23 protein-coding genes are annotated in these 19,892 nt (G+C 69.4%); 13 read left to right on the top strand and 10 right to left on the bottom strand.

Annotated features, from left to right (window positions below):
• Positions 1 to 29: 29 nt before the first annotated feature.
• The 6 genes from GQ56_RS0119570 to GQ56_RS0119545 are packed head-to-tail and all read left to right on the top strand — an operon-like array spanning position 30 to position 3,932.
• Positions 30 to 416, top strand: a complete 387-nt coding sequence (locus GQ56_RS0119570; protein ID WP_031400227.1) for a DUF350 domain-containing protein — start codon at positions 30 to 32, stop codon at positions 414 to 416.
• A gap of 27 nt (positions 417 to 443) precedes the next feature.
• Positions 444 to 1,478 (top strand): SPFH domain-containing protein, encoded by a 1,035-nt coding sequence (locus GQ56_RS0119565; protein WP_031400226.1) that lies wholly within the window; start codon positions 444 to 446, stop codon positions 1,476 to 1,478.
• Positions 1,479 to 1,487: 9 nt separating this feature from the next.
• A complete protein-coding gene (locus GQ56_RS0119560; RefSeq protein WP_031400225.1) occupies positions 1,488 to 2,999 on the top strand; it encodes a DUF4178 domain-containing protein in 1,512 nt (503 codons plus the stop codon).
• Complete coding sequence (locus tag GQ56_RS45900; protein WP_160257521.1) at positions 2,996 to 3,145, top strand: hypothetical protein; 150 nt, start codon at positions 2,996 to 2,998, stop codon at positions 3,143 to 3,145. Before GQ56_RS0119560 ends, GQ56_RS45900 begins: the two co-directional genes overlap by 4 nt.
• Positions 3,142 to 3,525 (top strand): adenosylmethionine decarboxylase, encoded by a 384-nt coding sequence (speD, locus tag GQ56_RS0119550; protein WP_031400224.1) that lies wholly within the window; start codon positions 3,142 to 3,144, stop codon positions 3,523 to 3,525. The genes GQ56_RS45900 and speD overlap by 4 nt, the downstream gene beginning before the upstream one ends.
• 26 nt (positions 3,526 to 3,551) lie before the next feature.
• Positions 3,552 to 3,932, top strand: a complete 381-nt coding sequence (locus GQ56_RS0119545; protein ID WP_031400223.1) for a hypothetical protein — start codon at positions 3,552 to 3,554, stop codon at positions 3,930 to 3,932.
• On the opposite strand, the gene GQ56_RS40185 is transcribed toward GQ56_RS0119545, so the two are convergent.
• The 3 genes from GQ56_RS40185 to GQ56_RS0119530 form a co-directional block, all read right to left on the bottom strand.
• On the bottom strand, positions 3,929 to 4,717 hold the full coding sequence (locus GQ56_RS40185; RefSeq protein WP_031400222.1) for a lysozyme inhibitor LprI family protein: 789 nt from the start codon (positions 4,715 to 4,717) through the stop codon (positions 3,929 to 3,931). The genes GQ56_RS0119545 and GQ56_RS40185 overlap by 4 nt on opposite strands.
• Before the next feature lie 125 nt (positions 4,718 to 4,842).
• Positions 4,843 to 5,730, bottom strand: coding sequence for a DUF4261 domain-containing protein (locus GQ56_RS0119535; protein WP_031400221.1), 888 nt, complete (start codon positions 5,728 to 5,730; stop codon positions 4,843 to 4,845).
• 210 nt (positions 5,731 to 5,940) lie between these two features.
• Complete coding sequence (locus tag GQ56_RS0119530; RefSeq protein ID WP_031400220.1) at positions 5,941 to 6,393, bottom strand: type II toxin-antitoxin system RatA family toxin; 453 nt, start codon at positions 6,391 to 6,393, stop codon at positions 5,941 to 5,943.
• Between the two features lie 179 nt (positions 6,394 to 6,572).
• Between GQ56_RS0119530 and GQ56_RS0119525 the strand changes: the two genes are divergently transcribed.
• Complete coding sequence (locus GQ56_RS0119525; RefSeq protein WP_031400219.1) at positions 6,573 to 7,613, top strand: bifunctional nicotinamide-nucleotide adenylyltransferase/Nudix hydroxylase; 1,041 nt, start codon at positions 6,573 to 6,575, stop codon at positions 7,611 to 7,613.
• Positions 7,614 to 7,687: 74 nt separating this feature from the next.
• Positions 7,688 to 9,121, top strand: a complete 1,434-nt coding sequence (locus GQ56_RS0119520; protein WP_031400218.1) for a nicotinate phosphoribosyltransferase — start codon at positions 7,688 to 7,690, stop codon at positions 9,119 to 9,121.
• Between the two features lie 114 nt (positions 9,122 to 9,235).
• On the opposite strand, the gene GQ56_RS0119515 is transcribed toward GQ56_RS0119520, so the two are convergent.
• Both GQ56_RS0119515 and GQ56_RS0119510 read right to left on the bottom strand, forming a co-directional pair.
• The gene (locus tag GQ56_RS0119515) at positions 9,236 to 9,913 is read right to left on the bottom strand and encodes a hypothetical protein (RefSeq protein WP_031400217.1); all 678 of its coding nucleotides are present in this window, start codon (positions 9,911 to 9,913) and stop codon (positions 9,236 to 9,238) included.
• A 106-nt stretch (positions 9,914 to 10,019) separates the two neighbouring features.
• Positions 10,020 to 11,531, bottom strand: coding sequence for an aminotransferase-like domain-containing protein (locus GQ56_RS0119510; protein ID WP_052007274.1), 1,512 nt, complete (start codon positions 11,529 to 11,531; stop codon positions 10,020 to 10,022).
• 126 nt (positions 11,532 to 11,657) lie between these two features.
• Between GQ56_RS0119510 and GQ56_RS0119505 the strand changes: the two genes are divergently transcribed.
• Complete coding sequence (locus GQ56_RS0119505) at positions 11,658 to 12,545, top strand: DMT family transporter (RefSeq protein WP_031400215.1); 888 nt, start codon at positions 11,658 to 11,660, stop codon at positions 12,543 to 12,545.
• Between the two features lie 52 nt (positions 12,546 to 12,597).
• On the opposite strand, the gene GQ56_RS0119500 is transcribed toward GQ56_RS0119505, so the two are convergent.
• Entirely contained in the window at positions 12,598 to 12,966 is a 369-nt protein-coding gene (locus tag GQ56_RS0119500) for a VOC family protein (RefSeq protein ID WP_031400214.1), read from the bottom strand.
• A 77-nt stretch (positions 12,967 to 13,043) separates the two neighbouring features.
• Here GQ56_RS0119500 and GQ56_RS0119495 point away from each other — a divergent pair, with 77 nt between their 5' ends.
• Complete coding sequence (locus tag GQ56_RS0119495; RefSeq protein WP_031400213.1) at positions 13,044 to 13,745, top strand: helix-turn-helix transcriptional regulator; 702 nt, start codon at positions 13,044 to 13,046, stop codon at positions 13,743 to 13,745.
• 38 nt (positions 13,746 to 13,783) lie between these two features.
• On the opposite strand, the gene lysA is transcribed toward GQ56_RS0119495, so the two are convergent.
• A complete protein-coding gene (gene lysA, locus GQ56_RS0119490) occupies positions 13,784 to 15,022 on the bottom strand; it encodes a diaminopimelate decarboxylase (protein WP_031400212.1) in 1,239 nt (412 codons plus the stop codon).
• Between the two features lie 109 nt (positions 15,023 to 15,131).
• Here lysA and GQ56_RS0119485 point away from each other — a divergent pair, with 109 nt between their 5' ends.
• Both GQ56_RS0119485 and GQ56_RS0119480 read left to right on the top strand, forming a co-directional pair.
• Positions 15,132 to 16,046 (top strand): LysR family transcriptional regulator, encoded by a 915-nt coding sequence (locus GQ56_RS0119485; protein ID WP_031400211.1) that lies wholly within the window; start codon positions 15,132 to 15,134, stop codon positions 16,044 to 16,046.
• Between the two features lie 56 nt (positions 16,047 to 16,102).
• Positions 16,103 to 16,702, top strand: a complete 600-nt coding sequence (locus GQ56_RS0119480; protein WP_031400210.1) for a GNAT family N-acetyltransferase — start codon at positions 16,103 to 16,105, stop codon at positions 16,700 to 16,702.
• 86 nt (positions 16,703 to 16,788) lie between these two features.
• Here GQ56_RS0119480 and GQ56_RS0119475 read toward each other — a convergent pair whose 3' ends face one another.
• The 3 genes from GQ56_RS0119475 to GQ56_RS0119465 all read right to left on the bottom strand — a co-directional run bounded on the left by GQ56_RS0119475 (position 16,789) and on the right by GQ56_RS0119465 (position 19,212).
• Positions 16,789 to 17,355 carry a DUF4142 domain-containing protein gene (locus tag GQ56_RS0119475; RefSeq protein ID WP_031400209.1) on the bottom strand — a complete coding sequence of 189 codons (567 nt, stop codon included), beginning with the start codon at positions 17,353 to 17,355 and terminating at the stop codon, positions 16,789 to 16,791.
• 385 nt (positions 17,356 to 17,740) lie between these two features.
• Complete coding sequence (locus GQ56_RS0119470; protein ID WP_031400208.1) at positions 17,741 to 18,364, bottom strand: HAD hydrolase-like protein; 624 nt, start codon at positions 18,362 to 18,364, stop codon at positions 17,741 to 17,743.
• 17 nt (positions 18,365 to 18,381) lie between these two features.
• On the bottom strand, positions 18,382 to 19,212 hold the full coding sequence (locus GQ56_RS0119465; protein WP_043301498.1) for a substrate-binding domain-containing protein: 831 nt from the start codon (positions 19,210 to 19,212) through the stop codon (positions 18,382 to 18,384).
• A gap of 254 nt (positions 19,213 to 19,466) precedes the next feature.
• Here GQ56_RS0119465 and GQ56_RS0119460 point away from each other — a divergent pair, with 254 nt between their 5' ends.
• Positions 19,467 to 19,847 (top strand): DUF4087 domain-containing protein, encoded by a 381-nt coding sequence (locus GQ56_RS0119460; RefSeq protein WP_081894927.1) that lies wholly within the window; start codon positions 19,467 to 19,469, stop codon positions 19,845 to 19,847.
• Positions 19,848 to 19,892 lie beyond the last annotated feature (45 nt).

The following is a 19,892-nucleotide window of genomic DNA, read 5'->3' as shown; positions in this document are numbered from 1 at the left end:
CGAACCGAGCAAAAAACCCGAGGGAAAGAATGAATAGTGCCTATCTTTATGCGGTTCATTTACTGTCGGCGTTCGTGCTGCTTCTCGTGTTCGCGGCAGTGTACCTGAAGGTCACGCCGTTCGACGAGCTGGCGCTGATCCGCGACGGCAACACGGCCGCGACGCTGTCGTTCGGCGGCGCGCTGATCGGCTTCTGCCTGACGCTCGCGTCCAGCATCGCGCACAACTCGACGCTCGGCGAGGTCGTGATCTGGGCCGTCGGCGCGATGGCCGTGCAGCTGATCACGTATGCGGCGCTGACCCGCCTGATGCCGGGCATGAATCACGCGATCGAGGATCGCAACGTGGCGATGGGCGGCCTGATGGGCACCGCGTCGCTTGTCGTCGGCATCATCAATGCCGCCTGCCTGACCTGACGCGCCACGCGCTTCGAGGAGACCGACATGAGTCTGGGATCGTTTATCCGCAAGCAGTTCGTCGACGTCCTGCAATGGACGGAAGACACCGACGGCGTGCTGGCCTGGCGCTATCCGATGGAAGACCAGGAAATCCGCTACGGCGCCAAGCTGACCGTGCGCGAGACGCAGGTCGCGATCTTCGTCAACGAGGGCAAGGTCGCCGACATCTTCCAGCCGGGGCTGTTCACGCTGGAAACGCAGACGCTGCCGGTGCTCACCTACCTGAAGAACTGGGACAAACTCTTTCAGTCGCCTTTCAAGTCGGACGTCTATTTCTTCAGCACGCGGCTGCAGCTCGGCCGGCGCTGGGGCACCGCGCAGCCGGTGACGATCCGCGACCGCGAGTTCGGCATCGTGCAGCTGCGCGCGTTCGGCATCTACTCGTACCGGATCGTCGACGCGGGCGCGTTTCATCGCGAGGTCAGCGGCACGCGCGCGCAGTACACGGTCGACGATCTCGAACAGCAACTGCGCAACCTGGTCGTCACCGCGATGAGCACGACGTTCGGCTCGTCCGACGTGCCGTTCGTCGACATGGCCGCGAACCAGTCGCTGCTGTCGCAGCGCATCGCCGAGGCGCTGGCGCCGGTGTTCACGCGCTACGGCCTCGCGCTCGACGCGTTCGCGGTCGAGAGCGTGTCGCTGCCGGCGGAGCTGCAGAAGGCGCTCGACCTGCGGATCGGCGCGGGGATGGCCGGCGATCTTGCACGGGCCACGCAGTACCAGACCGCGCAGGCGATTCCGCTCGCCGCGCAGAATCCGGGCGGCCTCGCGGGCGTCGGCGCGGGGCTCGCCGCGGGCGCGGCGATCGGGCAGGCGATGGCCGGCCAGATCGCGGGCGCCGCGCAACCGGCGCCGGCGGCCCAGCCCGCGCCCGCCGCGCAGCCCGCCGCGCCGGCCGACGGCACCGACTACGTGCAGCGGCTCGAGCAGTTGAAGGCGCTGTTCGACAAGGGGCTCGTGACCGAAGACGAATATTCGCGCGCGAAGGCCGAGATCCTCGCCAAGCTCACCCGGTAAGCGTCGCGCATGTTCAGTACTTCGTGTCCCCAGTGCGGCGCGCAGGTCGAGTTCCGCTCGGCGGCGGCCGTGATGGCCGTCTGTGCGTTCTGCCGCAGCACGCTGCTCAAGCGCGGCACCGACGTCGAGCGGATCGGCGAGCTGGCCGCAGTGCTCGACGATGCGTCGCCGATCCAGATCGGCACGGCCGGGCGTTACGGCAAGCGTACGTTCACGGTGCTCGGGCGCATCCAGATGACCTACGACGCCGGCGCGTGGAGCGAGTGGTATGTCGTGTTCGACGACGGCGCGTTCGGCTGGCTGTCGGATGCGTCGGGCCAGTACGCGGTCACGGTGCGCGAGCCGGACGACACGTCCGGCGGCGCGTGGCCGGCGTTCGGCACGCTGGAGCCGGGCATGCGGATCGACCACGGCGGCCGCGCGTTTCTCGTGTCCGACGTCCGCACCGCACGCTGCACGGGCGGCGACGGCGAACTGCCGTTCCGCGTCGATGCCGGCTGGGAGGCGCGGGTCGTCGATCTGCGGACCGGCAGCGCATTTGCGACCTACGACTATTCCGACGCGGACGCGAACGGCGGGAGCCCGGTCGTCTATTCGGGCGAGGCGCTGGCTTTCGACGCGCTCGCCTTCACGGGGCTGCGCGATACCGACGCCGATACGCGCGAGAAGCGCGGCGCGGAGATGGTGCCGTTCGCATGCCCGAGCTGCGGTGCGCCGCTGTCGTATGCGCCGAACCTGGCCGACTACGTCGTGTGCGGCAGTTGCCATGCGGGCGTGCAGTGCACGGCCGAACAGCAGACGGTGTTCGCCGCGCAGCGCAGGCTCGATGCGGTGAAGGGCGCGCTGGCGCTCGGTGCGACCGGCGCGTTCGACGGCGTGAAGTACACGGTGATCGGCATGATGCGCTGCCGCGTGCCGGGCGATGCCGAGACGTGGGACGAATACCTGTTGCTGAACCCGAAGCGCGGCTTACTGTGGCTCGTGCAGAGCGAAGGGCGCTGGGAGCGCGTGCAGGTGCTCGACGCATGGCCGACGATCGGCGGCGAGGCCGACGTGACCGACGGCGGCAAGACCTACCGGCAGCGCGAGGCATACGACTCGGAGGTCGTGTACGTGGTCGGCGCGTTCAACTGGCGCGTGCAGGTCGGCGATCGCACGCAGATCGTCGACTACGGCTGGCAGAAGGACAAGCTGACGCGCGAGCGCAGCGACGCGGAGATCGTCTGGTCGCGCGCACGGCCGCTGTCGGCCGGCACGCTCGCCGAACGCTTCGGCACGCCGGCGCTCGCGACGGCCGCGGCGGCGACCGGCGCCGCCGCGTCGACGGGCCTGTTCGGCCGGAAGGGCCCGCACAGTTTCGCGCCGCTGCCGCTCGTGTTCAGCGCGTTGCTCGTGATCCTGAACATGGGCGCGCTGTTCTCGTTCAGCGGCCGCTCCGTCTTCGTGCTGATCGGCCTGCTGGTGCTGTGGCTGCCTGAATGGCTGTGGAAGGGCTTTGCGTCGGACGGAGGGAGCAGGTGATCCGCTACGTCCTCTACGGCATCTACGGGCTGATCGTCGTCACCCTGTTCAGCTGCGCGTCGATCGGCGGCAGCGGATCGGGCGGCAGCGGCTGGGGCAGTTCATCGGCCCGCAGCGGCTACTCGTCGTACGGGTCGCACAAATGACCGCGCGCGACGGGATCGCGCCGCCGCGCGCGGCGCTCGGCTCGCACGTGCTGGCCGACCTGCCCGGCGTCGACGCGGCGCTGCTGCGCGATGCCGCGCGGCTCGAGGCGATCCTCGCCGACGCGGCGCAACGGGCCGGCGCGCGCGTGATCGGCGCGCATTTTCATCATTTCGGCGGCGAGCACGGCGTGACGGGTGTCGTGCTGCTTGCCGAGTCGCACATCACGATCCATACGTGGCCCGAGCATCGCTTCGCGGCCGTCGACGCATTCATGTGCGGCGCGGCCCGCGCGGCCGATGCGGTCGACGCGATCGCCGCCGCGCTCGGCGCGCGGGCGCAGGTCCGGCAGCAGGTCGAGCGCGGCGGCGCGCCGGCGTGAGCGCGCATTTCACTTCCCCTACCGATATGCACAACAGAATACGATTCACCGCGTTGCTCGGCTTCGCGCTGCTGGCCGGCAATGCTGCCGCCGACGTGCCGCCGAAGCCGCCGGGGCCGGTCGTGACGGTCCACTTCGATTACGACGAGAAGGACGATGCGCGCCTTCATGCGCTGGAACGCCGGCTGGATCGGGCGGTGAAGCAGGCGGGCGCCGGTGAGCTGGGCGAGACCGAGCTGCATCGCGACGGCAACGACGGCTATCTGTACCTGTACGGCGCGAGCGCCGACCGGCTGTACGCGGTGGCGCGCCCGATCCTGAAATCGTCAGGATGGCTGACCGGCATGGAGGTCACGCTGCGCCGTTCGTCCGGCGCGGAAACCTTCCCGCTGCGACGTTCCCGCTAGCGGTCGAACCGGAACGTCGACACGCTGTGCATCGTGGCGTCGTCGGTGCCGATGACGCCCTCCGTATTCACGACGGCTGCCCGCCTGCCGTTGCTCAGCACGGCCCAGTAGCAATCGCCGCCGGCGGCGTGAAAGCCGGAGTCCGGGTCGCTGATGCCGCACGTGATCGTCGCGCGCATGCCGCGCCAGCCGCTGCCGGCGAAGCGCTCGACCGTCTGCGGGATGCCGGGGCCGTTGGTGGTCGTCCAGGAGCCGTCGTCCTGCCGTTCGAAGCCGGCCTTCTGCTCCGCGACCGGCTCCAGCGCGCCGTCGACGATCTCGAACGCGATGAGGTAGTCGCTGCCGTTCATGTTGCGGCCGACGATCGCCACGCAGCGGTCGCCGCCTAGCACGGGGCACGGCTTCTTCACCTGCCGGTTCGCGAGATATTCGAACGAGATGCCGAGCGCCGGATCGCGGTAGGTGTTCCAGCCGGCGTGCTTCACCTGCTTCAGCGCCGCGGTGCGGTCGCGGTAGGCGGTCGAGATGCATGCGGCGTCGGCGCACGCGTCGCGCCGTGCGAGCCATGCGCGTTGCGACCGGATCACGGCCGGCGGATCGGCGGCGAGGGCGAGCGTGTCGTCGTAGGCGCCCGACAGCGCGTTGTCGGCCGATACGAGCGCCTTGTCGGCGCAGATCAGGTGCTCGGTGCGCGTCCTGGCGCGCGTGCAATCGATGCCGCCGGCGTGGGCCGGCAACGCCAGGCCGAGCGCGGCCAGCACGAGACAAAGGCGAATGCCGAACATCGGCGGCTCCTCATCGGGTTCGAACGGCGGCCGTCGCGCGGCCGCAATGCGATGCCGCGGCGCACGCGGCTCACGTGGTGCAGGCCGCGTCGCGCACCGGGGCGATGCGGCGCGGCCGGGCGCGATCAGCGATTGATCTCGTCCGCCGAGATCAGCTCGGCCACCAGCACCGGCGCGGGCCCCTGCAGGTAGTACTCGTGCTCGAGCGGTTCCCGCAGCCTCATGAACGTTTCCGCGCCGATCTGCATCGTTTCGCCCGCATGCATGCGGGCGCCGCTTTCCAGCAGGTAGTGCATCACGTTGTTGAAGATGCCCGAATAGCGTTCGCCTTCGTGATGGCCCTGCGCGAGCGCGGCGAAATCGGGCAGGCCGAACACGTCGGCGCCGTAGGTGCGCATCCACACGCCCTCGACGCCTTCCACGTCGTACTTCACGAAGCCGCAGAAGAACAGGTTCAGCGGGATCGCGCGCAGCACTTCGAGGCTTTCCTCGCCGAGCTCCTTCGCATTGAAGATGCCGGCCGGCAGCGACGTATGCGCGTGCTCGTTCAGCACCGCGAGGCCGTTCTGTTCGGCGAGCGCGCCGGCCACCGCCGCCAGCGCGACGTACTGGTCGAGCGGGTTCGCTTCGTGGCCGGCGTAGTAGAGGATCACGTGGCTGCGGCTCGCGCGCACCTGCTGCTTCAGGTCCTGCCCGTAGTGGGCGGGCGCGACGCACGCCTCGAGCGCTTCGGCCGGATAGGGCGCATCGAAGCCGACCAGCCGGACGACGTGGTTGCCCCAGCCGGCGAGGCCGAATACCTGCTCCAGCGTCGGCTCGGTTTCGACGCGCGCCTGCTTCATGCTCGGATGGTAGGCGCGCAGCGCGGCGGTCAGCGATGCGATATCGACCTGCAGCGGGCCGTCGAAGACGACCGTCACGCTCAGCGGGTGTTCGATGTCGGATGCCGCGACCAGCGCGGCGGTGTTGTCGGGTTCTTCCTTGCGGCCGAAGAATCGGGAAATCAGGCTCATGGGATCGTGTTGGTGTCGAAGCCGGTCAGGGGGCGTGCCCCGTTCTCTCGGTCGGGGCCGGCCGTCGGGGTGACGGCCGCCGCTAGTTTCCACGGGTTCGGCGAATCTGGCAAATGCGCGGCGCGCGCCCGACGGTGCGTTCGGGCGGCATTCGGGCCGCATTCGTGCAGCGGCGTCGGCACGCGGGCGCATGCCTCGCGGTAGAGCCGGTCAGCGCGGCAGGGCTTCGGTTTCGGCCCAGCGCTTGAACGAGTCGAGACGCCGGCGCGTCTGCACGAGATAGAACGCGCCGATCAGCGGTTCGAGCAGCCAGCGCAGCCACGCCGGCTGCACGCGGAAGTTGTATGTGAACTTCACCTCGGTCGTGCCCGGCGTGTGCTCGGTGAAGTTCCAGCTGCCGCTGAAGCGTTCGAGCACTTTCGGCCCGTCGACCATTTCGACGGCGGCGACTTGCGGCGGACGGTACGAGATGTAGCGCGACACCATCGTCGCGCCCGACTGGCTGCGGCAGAACGCATCGACGCCGACATCGGCCGTCATCCCGTCGAGCAGGTAGGCGTCGGCGAGGAAGCTGTCCCACACGAGCCGCCGCGCGTAGTCCTGCGACCACGTGAAGAGGCGCCTGCGATCGACGCCGACGGTCCGGCTGACTGAGATCCTCATGATGGCGGGCGCATGCGCGGATTGGGATGCCGTCGAGTGTAACCCGCGCGGGCCGTGCATTTCGTCAGACTTGGTCAAGTCGGGCGCGGGCCCGGTTGACGCCCTCCGGGATTTCCCCTAGGATTCTCGTCAATCCTTCGGGAAAGACCCGAAGCGTTTCCATCTCTTGAGGGAGCCTCATGAGTACGCAACAGAACCGGCGCTTCGACGCGCTCGTTTTCATTGGTCGTTTCCAGCCTCCGCATCGTGGTCACCTGAACGTGCTGAAGTCGGCACTGAGCCGGGCCGAGCGCGTGTGCGTGCTGATCGGCTCGACCGACAAGCCCCGCACCGTCAAGGATCCGTTCTCGTTCGACGAGCGCCGCCAGATGCTGGCTTCGCTGCTCGACGCGCCCGAACGCGGCCGCGTGACGATCGCGCCGTTGCAGGATTCGACCTACAACGACGGCGACTGGGTGCGCTGGGTGCAGGATGCCGTCGCGTCCGCGCTCGGCGACGTTGCGCAGCGCAAGGTCGGGATGATCGGCCACGAGAAGGACGCCACCTCGTATTACCTGCGGATGTTCCCGCAATGGGAATTCGTCGATGTCGACGCGACGGAAGACATTTCCGCCACCGAGATCCGCGACCAGTATTTCGCCGAGCGTTCGAACAGCTTCGTGCAGTGGGCCGTGCCGGAGCCGGTATACGGCTGGCTCGAGCGCTTCCGCACGCAGCCGGAATTCGCGCAGCTGAAGTCGGAAGCCGAGTTCATCGCCGCGTATCGCAAGGCATGGGCGGCCGCACCGTATCCCGTCACCTTCGTGACGGTCGACGCCGTGGTCGTGCACTCGGGGCACATCCTGCTCGTGCGCCGCCGCAGCGAACCGGGCCGCGGCCTGTGGGCGCTGCCGGGCGGGTTCGTGAACCAGGACGAGCGGCTCGACGCGGCCTGCATTCGCGAGCTGCGCGAGGAAACCGGCCTGAAGCTGCCGGAGCCCGTGCTGCGCGGGTCGATCAAGGATCGCCAGGTGTTCGATCACCCGACGCGCTCGCTGCGCGGCCGCACGATCACGCATGCGTGCCTGTTCAACTTCCCGACCGGCGAGCTGCCGCGCGTGAAGGGCAGCGACGACGCGGACAAGGCGCGCTGGGTGCCGCTGAACGAATTCGCGCAGATGCGCAACGTGATGTTCGAGGATCACTTCGACATCGCATATCACTTCCTGGGGAAGCTGTAATCCGCTGATTCCCCGCATTCCGGTCCGCCGCGACAGACGCGGCGGCATTCCAACGGCCTAGAGGAGCTCTAGCCATGCAACACGATTCCGGCAGTTTTGCCGCGGTACTCGCCAATCCGATCCTCAACACGGATTCGTACAAGGCTTCCCACTTCCTGCAATATCCGCCCGACGCATCGGCGATGTTCTCGTACGTCGAATCGCGTGGCGGCCGCTACGACCGCACGCTGTTCTTCGGCCTGCAGATGCTGCTGAAGACGTATCTGAACACGCCGGTCACGCACGCGATGGTCGACGACGCGCGCGATTTCTTCACGGTGCACGGCGAGCCGTTCAACGAGGCCGGCTGGCGCTACATCGTCGAGCGCTACGACGGCCGTCTGCCGGTGAAGATCCGCGCGGTGCCCGAGGGGGCGGTCGTGCCGGTGCACAACGTGCTGATGACGGTCGAGTGCGACGATCCGCAGGTGTTCTGGCTCGCGTCGTATCTCGAGACGATGCTGCTGCGCGTGTGGTATCCGGTGACGGTCGCGACGCGCAGCTGGCACCTGCGCCAGACGATCCGCCGCTTTCTCGAGCGGACCGACGACGATCTCGCGCAACTGCCGTTCAAGCTGCACGACTTCGGCGCGCGCGGCGTGTCGAGCGCGGAATCGGCCGCGATCGGCGGCGCGGCGCACCTGGTGAGCTTCATGGGTTCGGACACGGTGCTCGGCGTACTGGCCGCGAACCGCTTCTATCGCGAGCCGATGGCCGCGTACTCGGTGCCGGCGGCCGAGCACAGCACGATCACGTCGTGGGGGCGCGAGGGCGAGGCCGATGCGTACCGGAACATGATCCGCCGCTTCGGTTTGCCGGGCGCGATCGTGTCGGTCGTGTCGGACTCCTACGATCTGTTCGCGGCGCTCGACCTGTGGGGCGGCGAGCTGCGGCAGGCCGTGCTCGATTCGGGCGCGACGCTGGTCGTGCGCCCCGATTCGGGCGACCCGGTGACGATCGTGCTGCAGACCGTGCGCGCGCTCGACGCGTCGTTCGGCTCGACCGTGAACGGCAAGGGGCGGCGCGTGCTGAATCGCGTGCGCGTGATCCAGGGCGACGGCGTCGACGAGCTGTCGATCGAGGCGATCCTGTCCGCGCTCGACGACGCGGGCTATGCGGCCGGCAACGTCGTGTTCGGGATGGGCGGCGCGCTGCTGCAGCAGGTGAATCGCGATACGCAGCGCTTCGCGATGAAGTGCTCGGCGATCCGGCGCGGCGGCGTGTGGCACGACGTCCGCAAGGACCCGGTCACCGATCAGGGCAAGCGGTCGAAGAAGGGGCGGCTCACGTTGCTGCGCAATCGCCGCACCGGCGAGTATCGGACCGTGACGCTGCCGGTTGCGTGGGACGACCGGATGGTCGAGGGCGAGTGGGACGAGGCGCTCGAAACGGTGTTCGATACGGGGCGCCTGCTCGTCGATACGTCGTTCGCGGACGTGCGGGCGAGGGCGCACGCCGGGGAGCGGTGATCCGCCGCCGGGCGCGGCGCGGCGGCAGGCGCCGTGCTCCGGCGAGGCGGGCGTTCGGTCGCGACGCCGCGCGCGATTCGCGCGAGCGGCGCGCGCCGGACGCCGTCGCGTCGATCAGCCGCCCGGCAGGCCGCAACTGCCCTTGCAGAACATCAGCCCGAACGGCGCAATCGCATGCCCGATGGATTCGCCTGCCCGGTTGAACGGCGCTTTCATCGTCTTGACCGCCTTTCCGGTCGCGGTGTCCGGAACCCGGACGATCACGTTGCTGGTGGTGGTCTGGCCGATCGAGAAGGGATCCATGCCGTCCCGCTTCGCGCGCGCATCGAGCGCGGCGTCGTCCAGCGGCGCTTCTCTCGTGCCGGTCATCGGCACGTTCTTGCACAGGATGTCGTCGCCGGAGGCGGCCGAAAACCCCGCGCCGTGCAACGCCTGCCGTTCGTTCGATGAAAGCCCGGGATCGAGGTGTCCGAAGCAGATCACCAGGTGGGTGCTGAACGAGGTTGCGGTTGCATCGGCCTGGATGTCGGAAACGTAGGGCCGCCAGGCCATGTCCGGATTGCCGATCGCCCGCAGGTCGGGGGTCACGCTGTTCGTGCTTCGAAACGTGTAGGTATGCGAATAAGTGCTCATCAGCAACGTCTTGCCGTCATGGCCGAGGAAGGTGGGCCCTCGTGCCTCCTCGACATATTCGTTGTGGTCCGGGTATTCGATGACGTTCTCGGCGATCGCGTGCGAGGCCGGGATCAGGGCGGCCAGCAGCAGGAGTGTCTTGACGGGATTCAGCGGCATTGTTCGTACCTTCCGATGCGGGCAGGCGGCATCGTGCGATGGGTGGTTTCGGCCCGCACGTCCAGGGTGCGGGCCCGCAGCGCGACAGGACGGGCGGCGCGCCGTCCTAGGTCGTGCCATGCGGATCGAATGCGAACGCGTCGCCCCGACCGGGCAAGGTTCCCTCGTCCGGCGAAACAGGCCGAGGCGCATCGGTCGACGCCCGTGCCGCCTCCATCGCTCGCGCCAGTGCGTCGAACACCGTCGGCCCCTTGCAGCGCGACACGTTGAAGCGCAGGTACGACGTCGCGCTGCGCGACGCGCTGAACACGTTGCCGGGCGCCAGCACCACTTCGTGATCGAGCGCGTGGCGCGCGACGCGCGCGGCGTCCAGCCCGTCGGGCAGCTCGGCCCACACGAACAGCCCGCCGCGCGGCTCCGTCCAGACCCGGAGCCCGGCGCGTGCGACGCGCCGGATCGTTTCGCCCATTGCGTCCGCGAGACGCGTGCGCAGGCTGTCGACGTGGCGCCGGTACGTGCCGTCGACCAGCAGCCGGTGCACGACGTTCGCGCCGATCTGCGCGTGGCCGAACGACGTCGCGAGCTTCAGGTCGACGAGCGCGTCGATCCATTCCGGGCGCGCGGCGACGTAGCCGCAACGGATCGCGGCCGACAGCGTCTTCGAGAAGCTGCCGATCGACACGACGCGCGACAGCCCGTCGAAGGCGGCGAGGCGCGGTGCGGGCGTGCTCTCGAAATCCGCGAAGATGTCGTCCTCGACGATCAGCAGGCCGTGCTCGGCCGCGAGCGTCAGCAGCCGGTGCGCGACGGGCGCCGCGAGCGTCGCGCCGGTCGGGTTGTGCAGCGCCGAGTTGGTGATGTACAGGCGCGGCCGGTGCTCGGCGAGCACCTGCTGGAAGCGTGCGAGATCGGGGCCGTTCGGCGTGTACGGCACGCTGACGATCCGCGCGCGGTGCGCGCGCAGCAGCGCCTGGAAGTTGAAGTAGCACGGATCGTCGAGCACGACCGTGTCGCCCGGCTCCAGCAGCAGGCGGCAGACGAGATCGAGCGCGTGCGAGCCGCCGTCGGTCACCATGATCTGCGCGGGTTCGGCCTGGACGCCGTGCTGCGCGAGCCGCCATGCGAGCTGCTGGCGCAGCGCGGGCAGGCCGAGCGGCGTCGCGTAGTCGGTCAGCGCGTCGGGTTCGTCGCGCGACACGGCGCGCAGCGCGCGGCGCAGGCTCTCGTCCGGCAGCCACGACGGCGGCAGCCATCCGCAGCCGGGTTTCACCGACGTCGGCGCCGCCTCGAGCGACTGGCGTGACAGCCACAGCGGATCGAGCTCGCGATCGAGGCGCGGGCCGAGCGAGGCGAGCGTGAGCGGCGGCGCGTGGCCCGACACATAGAAACCCGAGCCGCGCCGCGCGACGAGCACGCCTTCGCTCGCGAGCCGCTCGTATGCGTCGACGACCGTCGATTTGGACACGCCCAGCCCGTCGGCCATCATCCGGATCGACGGCACGCGCGCGCCGGGCATCAGCGCGCGGCTCGCGATCCGCGCACGCAGGGTATCCATCACGGTTTCCACGCGCGTGCGCGACGCGGCGGGCGGAACGGGGGGCGGGGCGGCCTGGCTCATGGCGAAAAATGAACTGTACGGCCGGTTGTCCAGTACAGTTTGTCCGAATTGTATTGGGCTGTAGCTTACGCGCTTTTCGCGGGCGGCGGATCATCGGTGATCCCCTTTCCCCGTTCAGGAATTCCCGTGCAAAAGACGACCGACGGATGGCTCAGCGGCCTGCTGGGCGTGATCATCTTCAGTGGCTCGCTGCCCGCGACGCGTGTCGCGGTGCAGGGGCTCGACCCGCTGTTCCTCACGTTCGCACGTGCGACGATCGCCGGCGTGCTCGGCCTGCTGTTGCTGGTCGCGCTGAAGCAGCGGCGGCCGACGCGGGCCGAGGCCGTGTCGCTGGTCATCGTCGCGCTCGGGGTCGTGGTCGGGTTCCCGCTGCTGACGGCGCTCGCGCTGAAGCACGTGACCTCCGCGCACGCGATCGTGTTCGTCGGGCTGCTGCCGCTTTCGACCGCGCTGTTCGGCGTGTGGCGCGGCGGCGAACGGCCGCGGTTGCCGTTCTGGATCTTCTCGATCGTCGGCAGCGGCGCGGTGGCCGCGTTTGCGCTGCGCAACGGCGGCCAGGCGTCGGTGGCCGGCGACGCGCTGATGCTGGCCGCGATCGTCGCGTGCGGGCTGGGCTACGCGGAGGGCGCGCGCCTGTCGCGCCAGCTCGGCGGCTGGCAGGTGATCTCGTGGGCGCTCGTGCTGTCCCTGCCGCTGATGCTGCCGCTCACGGCGCTCACGTGGCCCGCGTCGTTCGCCGGCGTCGACGCCGGGGCGCTGTGGGGGCTCGCGTACGTGTCGCTGTTCAGCATGCTGATCGGCTTCGTGTTCTGGTACCGCGGGCTCGCGCTCGGCGGGATCGCGGGTGTCGGCCAGTTGCAGCTGCTGCAGCCGTTCTTCGGCCTGCTGCTGGCGGCCGGGCTGCTGCACGAGACGGTGCCGCCGTCGATGGTCGCGGTGACGGTCGTGGTGGTCGGCTGCGTGGCGGGCGCGAAGTACTTCTCGAAGATGGTGCCCGTGCAGCGCACGGGGTGACGTGCCGCACGGGGCGGCGGGCGGGCGCCGTCGCCGGCCCGCCGCGCCGGGCTCATTCGTCGGGCGTGCACACCCGCAACCGGTGGCCGTCCGGATCGAGCGCGACGAACGTCAGCCCGAACACCGCCGCCGTCGGCGCCTGTTCGAACGGCACGCCGAGCGCGCGCCATGCGTCGTACAGGCGCTGCACGTCGCGATCGTCGTCGACGATGAATGCCAGCTCCGACCGGTGGCCGGCGCCGCCCGATACGAAATCGCGTGCATGGGTCGACCACAGCCCCAGCGTCAGCCCGCTGTCGAACGTGAATGCCGCATAGGTCGGAAACGCGGCGACGGGCGGGCGTTCGAACAGGCGCTCGTAGAACCGCGCGCTGCGCGTCGGGTCCTCGACATACAGAAGAACGAGATTCGGGGAGATCATGCGGGGCCGTCCTGGTATCGATTAAGATGCGTTCCATTCTACGAACGGATGCTGTCAGAAAATGGCAGCATGGAACGATGACGCGTGCCGAACGATTGCTCTCGCTGCTGCAGGTGCTGCGGCGTCACCGCCGCCCGGTGAGCGGGCGCGTGCTGGCCGGGGAACTCGGCATCAGTCTCCGTACGGTCTATCGCGACATCGCGTCGCTGCAGGCGCAGGGTGCGGATATCGAGGGCGAGCCGGGCGTCGGCTATGTGCTGCATGCCGGGTTCATGCTGCCGCCGCTGATGTTCTCGCAACCGGAACTGGAGGCGCTGATGCTGGGCTTTCGCTGGGTCGGGAAGTTCGCGGATGCGCAGCTCACGGCGGCCGCCGCCGACGCGCTCGCGAAGATTTCCGCGGTGCTGCCGGCCGACCTGCGCCGGGAGATGGAATGCATGACGTTGCTCGTCGGCCCGCGCACCGTCGAGGATCGGGAAACCGTCGACCTGGGCGGCGTGCGCACGGCCATCCGTACCGAAAGCAAGATCCGGATCCGCTATGCGGGCGAGGGCCGGCGCAAGGCCGACGAACGGATCGTCTGGCCGTTCGCGCTCGGCTATTTCAATGACGTGCGGATTCTGGCCGCGTGGTGCGAGCGCCGGAACGATTTCCGGCATTTCCGCACGGATCGGATCGTCGCGCTCGAGCGGCTGGATGTGCGCTACCCGCGGCGGCGCGCGGCGTTGCTGAAGGCGTGGCGCGCGGCGGGCGCCGATGTGCGGGTGGCGGTGAGGTAGCGCGAACGGGGCGCGCGCCCCGTTTCACGCTGCACGCGTTACTCGAACGTCTCGAGCGCGAGCAGTTCCGCGATCGTCTGCCGGCGGCGAATCAGCCGCGGCGTGCCGCGATCGACGAGCACTTCCGGCGCGAGCGGCCGGCTGTTGTAGTTCGACGACATCGATGCGCCGTACGCGCCCGCGTCGTGCAGGAACAGCAGGTCGCCGATCTGCGGCTGCGCCAGCGTGCGGTGCGTGACCACGCCGCCCGCGTCCTGCGTGAACACGTCGCCCGATTCGCACAGCGGCCCGGCGATCGCGAGATCGACCATCGGCCGGCCGGCGGGCAGCGAGCCGTCGTGCGCGTGCACGGACACCGCGTGGTAGCTGCCGTACATCGACGGACGCATCAGGTCGTTGAAGCCCGCGTCGATCAGCACGAAATCGTGCTTCGGGCGGCGGTTGACGGCCTGCACTTCGGTGACGAGCGTGCCCGCCTCGGCGACGAGGAAGCGGCCCGGTTCGATCTCGATGCGCACCGGGTGGCCGAGATGCCGCTCGATCCGCTTGCGCGCCGCGTCCCACTGGCTGAAGTAGTGGCCGACGTCCACGCGCGGCTCGCCGTCGCGATACGGGATCGACAGGCCGCCGCCGGCCGAGATCGCGTCGATGTCATGGCCGAGCGACGTGACGAGATCGACCATCGCGTCGCACACCTGCGACAGGTGGCCGTAGTCGACGCCGGAGCCGATATGCATGTGGATGCCGACGAGCTTCAGCCCGTACTGGCGCACGATCTCGATCGCGCGCGGCACGTCGTCGATCCAGATGCCGTGCTTGCTCTGCGGGCCGCCGGTATTGGTCTTGTTGCTGTGGCCGTGGCCGAAGCCGGGATTGACGCGCAGCCACACACGGTGGCCCGGCGCATGCTCGCCGATGCGCGCGAGCATGTCGAGCGAGCCGGCGTTCACGGTCACGCCGTGCGCGAGCACGGCCGCGAGCGTCGGGCGGTCGATCAGGTCGGCCGTGAACACGACGCCTTCCGGCTCGCCGGCCGGGCTGAACCCGGCCGCGAGGCTGCGCTCGATCTCGCCGAGCGACACGGCGTCGACGCACGCGCCTTCCTCGCGCATCAGCTTCAGGATATGGATGTTCGAATTCGCCTTCTGCGCATAGCGGATCACGTCGAACTGGCGCAGTTGGGCGATGCGGTCGCGGATGACGTCGGCGTCGTACACCCACAGCGGGGTGCCGTATTGCTGCGCGAGCGCCGCGAGCTGGCGGGAATCGAGGGACATGGCGGATGAGTCGGGTCGAATGAACGGATGACGTGAATGATGCGCCTGATCCGCTATACAGTAAAATGCCTGGTTGTCTGGATTCTATTCATATCTGATATAGCTGATCATGCTCACGCACCGCCATATCGAGGTCTTTCGCGCGCTGATGGTCACCGGCAGCACGACGCGCGCGGCCGAGATGCTCTACACGTCGCAGCCGACGATCAGCCGCGAACTTGCGCGGATGGAGCAGGTCGTCGGCTTCGCGCTGTTCGAGCGCACGCACGGCCGGCTGCGGCCGACGATGGCCGCGCTCACGCTGTTCGACGACGTGCGGCTCGCGTATGTGGGGCTCGAGCGCGTCGCGGCAACCGCCGCGCGGCTGCGCGAGTTTCGCGACGGACAACTGTCGGTGATCGCGCTGCCGGCGTTTGCGCATGCGATCCTGCCCGGCGCGTGCCGGCGGTTTCTCGGCGCGCACGCGGGCGCCAGCGTGTCGGTGGCGACACAGGAGTCGCCGGTGATCGAAGAGTGGCTGACCGCGCAGCGTTACGACCTCGGGCTGACCGAGCGCGACGTCGCGCCGGCCGGCACCGTGCTGGCGCCGCTGCTCGAAGTGGACGAAGTCTGCGTGCTGCCCGACGGCCATCCGTTGCTCGCGCGGGACGCGATCGACCTGCTGGATCTCGCCGATCGCCCGTTCGTGAGCCTGTCGCTGAACGATCCGTACCGCATCCTGATCGACGAGGCGTTCGCGCAGCTCGGCGTGGCGCCGCGCTCGGTCGTCGACACGCCGTCGGCCGTGTCGGTGTGCGCATTCGTGCGGCAGGGGCTCGGCGCCGCGATCGTCAATCCGTTGACCGCGCTCGATTTCGTCGGGCGCGACCTGCACGTGCGGCCGCTCACGCGGTCGTTTCCGTACCGCGTCAGCATGATCGTGCCCGAGCACCGGCCGAAGAGCCTGCTCATCGATGCGTTCGCCGACGCGCTGCGCGGTGAGGCAAAGGCGATCCGCCGCCGTCTCGCCGCCCACCTCGGGTAGCGGCACCGTATGATGGGCGTTTCGCTGCCAACGCCGTCACTTTCCGGACTTCCGCCATGACCGACGCCTCGCCTTTCCCCGAACAACCGACCCTCGCGGGGGAGCGCATCGAACTGCGGCCGCTCGACGCGTCCGACCGGCAGGCATTGCTCGATGCCGCCGCGGACGGCGAGCTGTGGAACCTGAAGGTCACGGCCGTGCCGGACGCGGAGACGATCGACGCGTATATCGATACCGCGTTGCAGGGGCGTGTGGCGGGCACCGTGATGCCGTTTTCGATCGTCGACCGGGCATCGGGCCGCGTAATCGGCAGCACGCGTTTCTGGAAGATCGATCTCAGGAACCGCAAGCTCGAGATCGGCCATACGTGGCTGAGCGAATCGGCGCAGCGCACGCGTGCGAACACGGAAGCGAAGTGGCTGCTGCTGACCTATGCGTTCGACACGCTGCGTTGCGTGCGCGTGCAGTTCACGACCGACGAGCTGAACGAAAAATCGCGCGCGGCGATCCTGCGGCTCGGGGCGAAGCAGGAAGGCATCGTGCGTCACGAACGGATCATGCCGGACGGTCGCAAGCGCAATTCGGTGCGCTTCAGCATCATCGACGACGAGTGGCCGGAGGTGCGTGCACGGCTGGCGGCGAAGCTGGCGACCTGAACCGTGACGCGTGGCGTGCGCCGCGCGGCCGGAAGGCGCGCGGCGACGGACGCCACGCCGCGCACCACGCGCGGCGCCGCAGCCGTTTACTGCGCCGATGCGAGGTGGTGGCGTTCCGCGAGCGTCTGCGCGTCGGCGTAGTGCTTCTGCAGGATCGGCAGCGACCGGCGCGCGACTTCCTTCAGCTGCGTGTCGCGGCCCGATGCGATTTCGGCCTGGAATGCCGAGATCGCCTTCTGCTGGCCGGCGAGCGCCACCTGCTCGATATAGGCCTTGTCGAACTCGGCGCCGCGCAGGCGCTTGATGCCGTCCAGCACGGCGGCGTCGGGGTCGTTGGCCGGCACGTCGACGCCGCGCGGGCTCGCCGCGCGCAGCGCCTGGATGATCCTTTCATCGTCGGCCGACACGCGTTGCGCGAACGCCTTGACCTGGCTGTCCGACGTGCGCGAATCGGCGATGCGCGCCGCGTCGTGCTGCGTCGACACGGTTTTCGTGCCGTCGGCGACGAAGGCCTGGTCGGCTGCGTGGAGGCGCGTCGCGGCGGCCGGCGCCGGTTGTGCGGTTTGCGCAGTTTGCGCGGTCGCCGTCACGGCGACGAGAAGCAGGCCGGCAGCAGACAGCGCAAGGCGCGAGACATGGGGAAAGCGGTGCATGGGACCTCCTTTCGATCGGGGCTCGGGTTGAACGGCGGATCGGGCGATCCGCCGCCGGGCGGAAAACCGGGCGTGCCCGGGCCGGATTCGACCGCCGCGCTGCCGCGGCGCCGGTCGAGGTGCGTTCCGGTCCGACCGATTCTAGGAGCGCGTTCAGGCAGCAGGTGCAACCGTGCTGTGGCTTGTGTAACGATTGGTAAGACGAATCGATGCGCCCGCTCGCCGACAGGTATCGGGTACCGGTCGCCCACGAGATGGCGGAAATTCTTGCGTGCGTGCATGCGCCGGGCGCGACGCGCGCATGCGTCATCCGCGCTTCATCGCGTTGCCGCCGTGTCGTGAGAAGAAGCGGAGCGCCCGTGCGGGGAAAATGCGGACGAACGCGTCACACGCGCTCGAGCAATGCGTCGAGGGAGGGCAGCAACGGCGTCGCGCAATGCGCCTGCAGCGCGTCGGGCGCGGTGTAGCCCCATGCGACGCCCTGGAATGCGATGCGCGCGCGGCGTGCCGCGTCGGCGTCGCGGATTTCGTCGCCGACATACAGCACTTCGTCGCCGCGCACGCCGGCCTCGCGCACGAGCGCGCGCAGGCGGCGCGCCTTGCCGAACAGCGGAATGCCGCACGCGAAGGTATCGACGCGGCCGCTGGCGCGCGGGCCGAGCCGGTCGCGCACGATCTCCTCGGTATTCGACGTCGCGATCGCGATGCGGATGCCGCGCGCGGCGAGCGCGTCGAAGGTTTCGCCGACGCCGGGAAACAGCCGCACCTGGGCGACGCGCGGCCGCATCAGGCGGCGCATGTCGATCGTCACGCGCGGCACTTTCCACATCGGCACCTCGAGCGCGCGAATGATGTCGCGCGCCGACATGCCGCGCAGCGCCGGGCGCAGCTCGGGCGTCGCGTCGCGAAAGCCGTGCAGGCGCGACGCCTCCGACAGCGCCGCGAGAAAGCTGTCGAGCGAATCGGCGAGCGTGCCGTCGAAGTCGAAGGCGACAAGGCGGTAAGGCATGACGGGGCGCGGCGGGTTCATGGGGCGGGCGAGGTCGGCACCGGATCGAGGCCCGTCGCCTGCACGGCCGGCTGCGCCTGCGGCGACGCGAGATAGTCGAGCAGCTTCTTCGCCTGCGCCGGATGCTCGGCGCCGACCGGAATCCCGCCCGCGAAGCGCGTGACCGACTGCACGGATTCCGGCACCTTGCCCGCATACGTGACGCCCGGCACCGGCAGCAGCTCGCTGACCTGCTGGAAGCCGATCTCGTAGTCGCCGTTCGCGACGACCGATGCAACCGGAATGCGCGGCACCTTCGTCGCCTTCGGCTTCACCTGGGCCTCGACGCCGAGCTTCCGGAACATTTCCTGCTCGATGTAGACGCCGCTCGCGCTGTCCGAATACGCGACCGATTTCGCGCGCAGCAGCACGTCCCGCAACTGGTCGACCGTACCGATGTCGGGCTTCGGCGCGCCGGCGCGCACGACCATGCCGATCCGCGAATCGGCAAGCTCGACGCGCGAGGCGGGAATCACCTTGCCTTCCTTGACGAGCCGGTCGAGCGCGTAGCCGACCATGATCAGCACGTCGGCTTTCTCGCCGTTTGCGAGGCGGTTCGGAATCGCTTCCTTCGACTGTCCCATCGACGGGCCGGAGATCGTGTCGAGCGTGTCGCCGGTGGCGGCCGTGTAGGCGGGGCCGAGCTGCGTGTAGGCGGCCGTGAAGCCGCCGGAGATCATCACGCGCAGTTCGGTTGCCGCGGCCGGCAGCGCGACGCACACGAGCGAGACGGCGGCAAGCCGGAGCGCGGCGCGGCGCGCGCGGCGAAGGCGGGGGGCAGGGGCGGCGAGGGCGGCTCGGTCGCGCATCGGGGTGTCTCCTTGGGGGCGGTCGTGGTCGGGGTGCGCGCTGCGGCGCTGTCGGCGCGCATGGGCTACATGATCCACCGAAATGCGGATGCGGGTAAGCGGGCCAGCACGCCGTGCCGGAATCCGGCGGCGCGCGCCTCGTGCGCCGCGTTCGCGGGACCGGGCGGCGCGCGACGTGCGGACGAAAGCCCGGTATGCTGTCCGGCGCCCGCGATCGCGGTTTGCCGACTTCTCTTCCTGTCCGGTTCGATGCAATGAAAATCACGCGTGCCGCTTGTGCGATGTGGATGCTGGGCGCGGCCCTGGCGCTGACGGCCGCGACGAACGCGGCGGCCGCGCCGGAGCGGCGCTGCGGCTGGCTCGAGAATCCGACGCCGGCCAACTGGTGGCTGGACGACAAGGACAGCAGCTGGACGCTGTCGACCATGGGCAACCCGCCGGTGCCGGGCCTCGACGAGATGCCCGACATGTCGACGAAGGGATGGGTCGTCACCAACGCCGGCGGGCACGGCTACGGCTGCGCCTGTCTCGACCTCGAAATCGATCCGCGTACGCACGAGGTGACGCGGATCGTGGCGGCCCGGCCGCTGCCGCTCAAGCGCTGCAAGGCGGACCGGGCGCTGCGGGCGCCGTGAGCCGGGGCGGGCCTGGGCGGCGGGCTCGCGTCGTTGCGCGACGGT

This window comes from Burkholderia paludis (assembly GCF_000732615.1).
GTDB classification, from domain to species: domain Bacteria; phylum Pseudomonadota; class Gammaproteobacteria; order Burkholderiales; family Burkholderiaceae; genus Burkholderia; species Burkholderia paludis.
This window is presented reverse-complemented; position numbering and strand designations above follow the sequence as displayed.

Excerpts from the sequence above, each read along its gene's own strand:
- GQ56_RS0119480 (WP_031400210.1), top strand. The coding sequence starts at position 16,103 with ATGACCGACGCCTCGCCTTTCCCCGAACAACCGACCCTCGCGGGGGAG.
- GQ56_RS0119525 (WP_031400219.1), top strand. The coding sequence starts at position 6,573 with ATGAGTACGCAACAGAACCGGCGCTTCGACGCGCTCGTTTTCATTGGT.
- speD (WP_031400224.1), top strand. The coding sequence starts at position 3,142 with ATGACCGCGCGCGACGGGATCGCGCCGCCGCGCGCGGCGCTCGGCTCG.
- GQ56_RS0119465 (WP_043301498.1), bottom strand. The coding sequence starts at position 19,212 with ATGCGCGACCGAGCCGCCCTCGCCGCCCCTGCCCCCCGCCTTCGCCGC.
- GQ56_RS0119520 (WP_031400218.1), top strand. The coding sequence starts at position 7,688 with ATGCAACACGATTCCGGCAGTTTTGCCGCGGTACTCGCCAATCCGATC.
- GQ56_RS0119565 (WP_031400226.1), top strand. The coding sequence starts at position 444 with ATGAGTCTGGGATCGTTTATCCGCAAGCAGTTCGTCGACGTCCTGCAA.
- GQ56_RS0119515 (WP_031400217.1), bottom strand. The coding sequence starts at position 9,913 with ATGCCGCTGAATCCCGTCAAGACACTCCTGCTGCTGGCCGCCCTGATC.
- GQ56_RS0119510 (WP_052007274.1), bottom strand. The coding sequence starts at position 11,531 with ATGAGCCAGGCCGCCCCGCCCCCCGTTCCGCCCGCCGCGTCGCGCACG.
- GQ56_RS0119535 (WP_031400221.1), bottom strand. The coding sequence starts at position 5,730 with ATGAGCCTGATTTCCCGATTCTTCGGCCGCAAGGAAGAACCCGACAAC.
- GQ56_RS0119495 (WP_031400213.1), top strand. The coding sequence starts at position 13,044 with ATGACGCGTGCCGAACGATTGCTCTCGCTGCTGCAGGTGCTGCGGCGT.
- GQ56_RS0119475 (WP_031400209.1), bottom strand. The coding sequence starts at position 17,355 with ATGCACCGCTTTCCCCATGTCTCGCGCCTTGCGCTGTCTGCTGCCGGC.
- GQ56_RS0119570 (WP_031400227.1), top strand. The coding sequence starts at position 30 with ATGAATAGTGCCTATCTTTATGCGGTTCATTTACTGTCGGCGTTCGTG.
- GQ56_RS0119500 (WP_031400214.1), bottom strand. The coding sequence starts at position 12,966 with ATGATCTCCCCGAATCTCGTTCTTCTGTATGTCGAGGACCCGACGCGC.
- GQ56_RS40185 (WP_031400222.1), bottom strand. The coding sequence starts at position 4,717 with ATGTTCGGCATTCGCCTTTGTCTCGTGCTGGCCGCGCTCGGCCTGGCG.
- GQ56_RS0119545 (WP_031400223.1), top strand. The coding sequence starts at position 3,552 with ATGCACAACAGAATACGATTCACCGCGTTGCTCGGCTTCGCGCTGCTG.
- GQ56_RS0119485 (WP_031400211.1), top strand. The coding sequence starts at position 15,132 with ATGCTCACGCACCGCCATATCGAGGTCTTTCGCGCGCTGATGGTCACC.
- GQ56_RS0119460 (WP_081894927.1), top strand. The coding sequence starts at position 19,467 with ATGAAAATCACGCGTGCCGCTTGTGCGATGTGGATGCTGGGCGCGGCC.
- GQ56_RS0119530 (WP_031400220.1), bottom strand. The coding sequence starts at position 6,393 with ATGAGGATCTCAGTCAGCCGGACCGTCGGCGTCGATCGCAGGCGCCTC.
- GQ56_RS0119470 (WP_031400208.1), bottom strand. The coding sequence starts at position 18,364 with ATGCCTTACCGCCTTGTCGCCTTCGACTTCGACGGCACGCTCGCCGAT.
- lysA (WP_031400212.1), bottom strand. The coding sequence starts at position 15,022 with ATGTCCCTCGATTCCCGCCAGCTCGCGGCGCTCGCGCAGCAATACGGC.
- GQ56_RS0119560 (WP_031400225.1), top strand. The coding sequence starts at position 1,488 with ATGTTCAGTACTTCGTGTCCCCAGTGCGGCGCGCAGGTCGAGTTCCGC.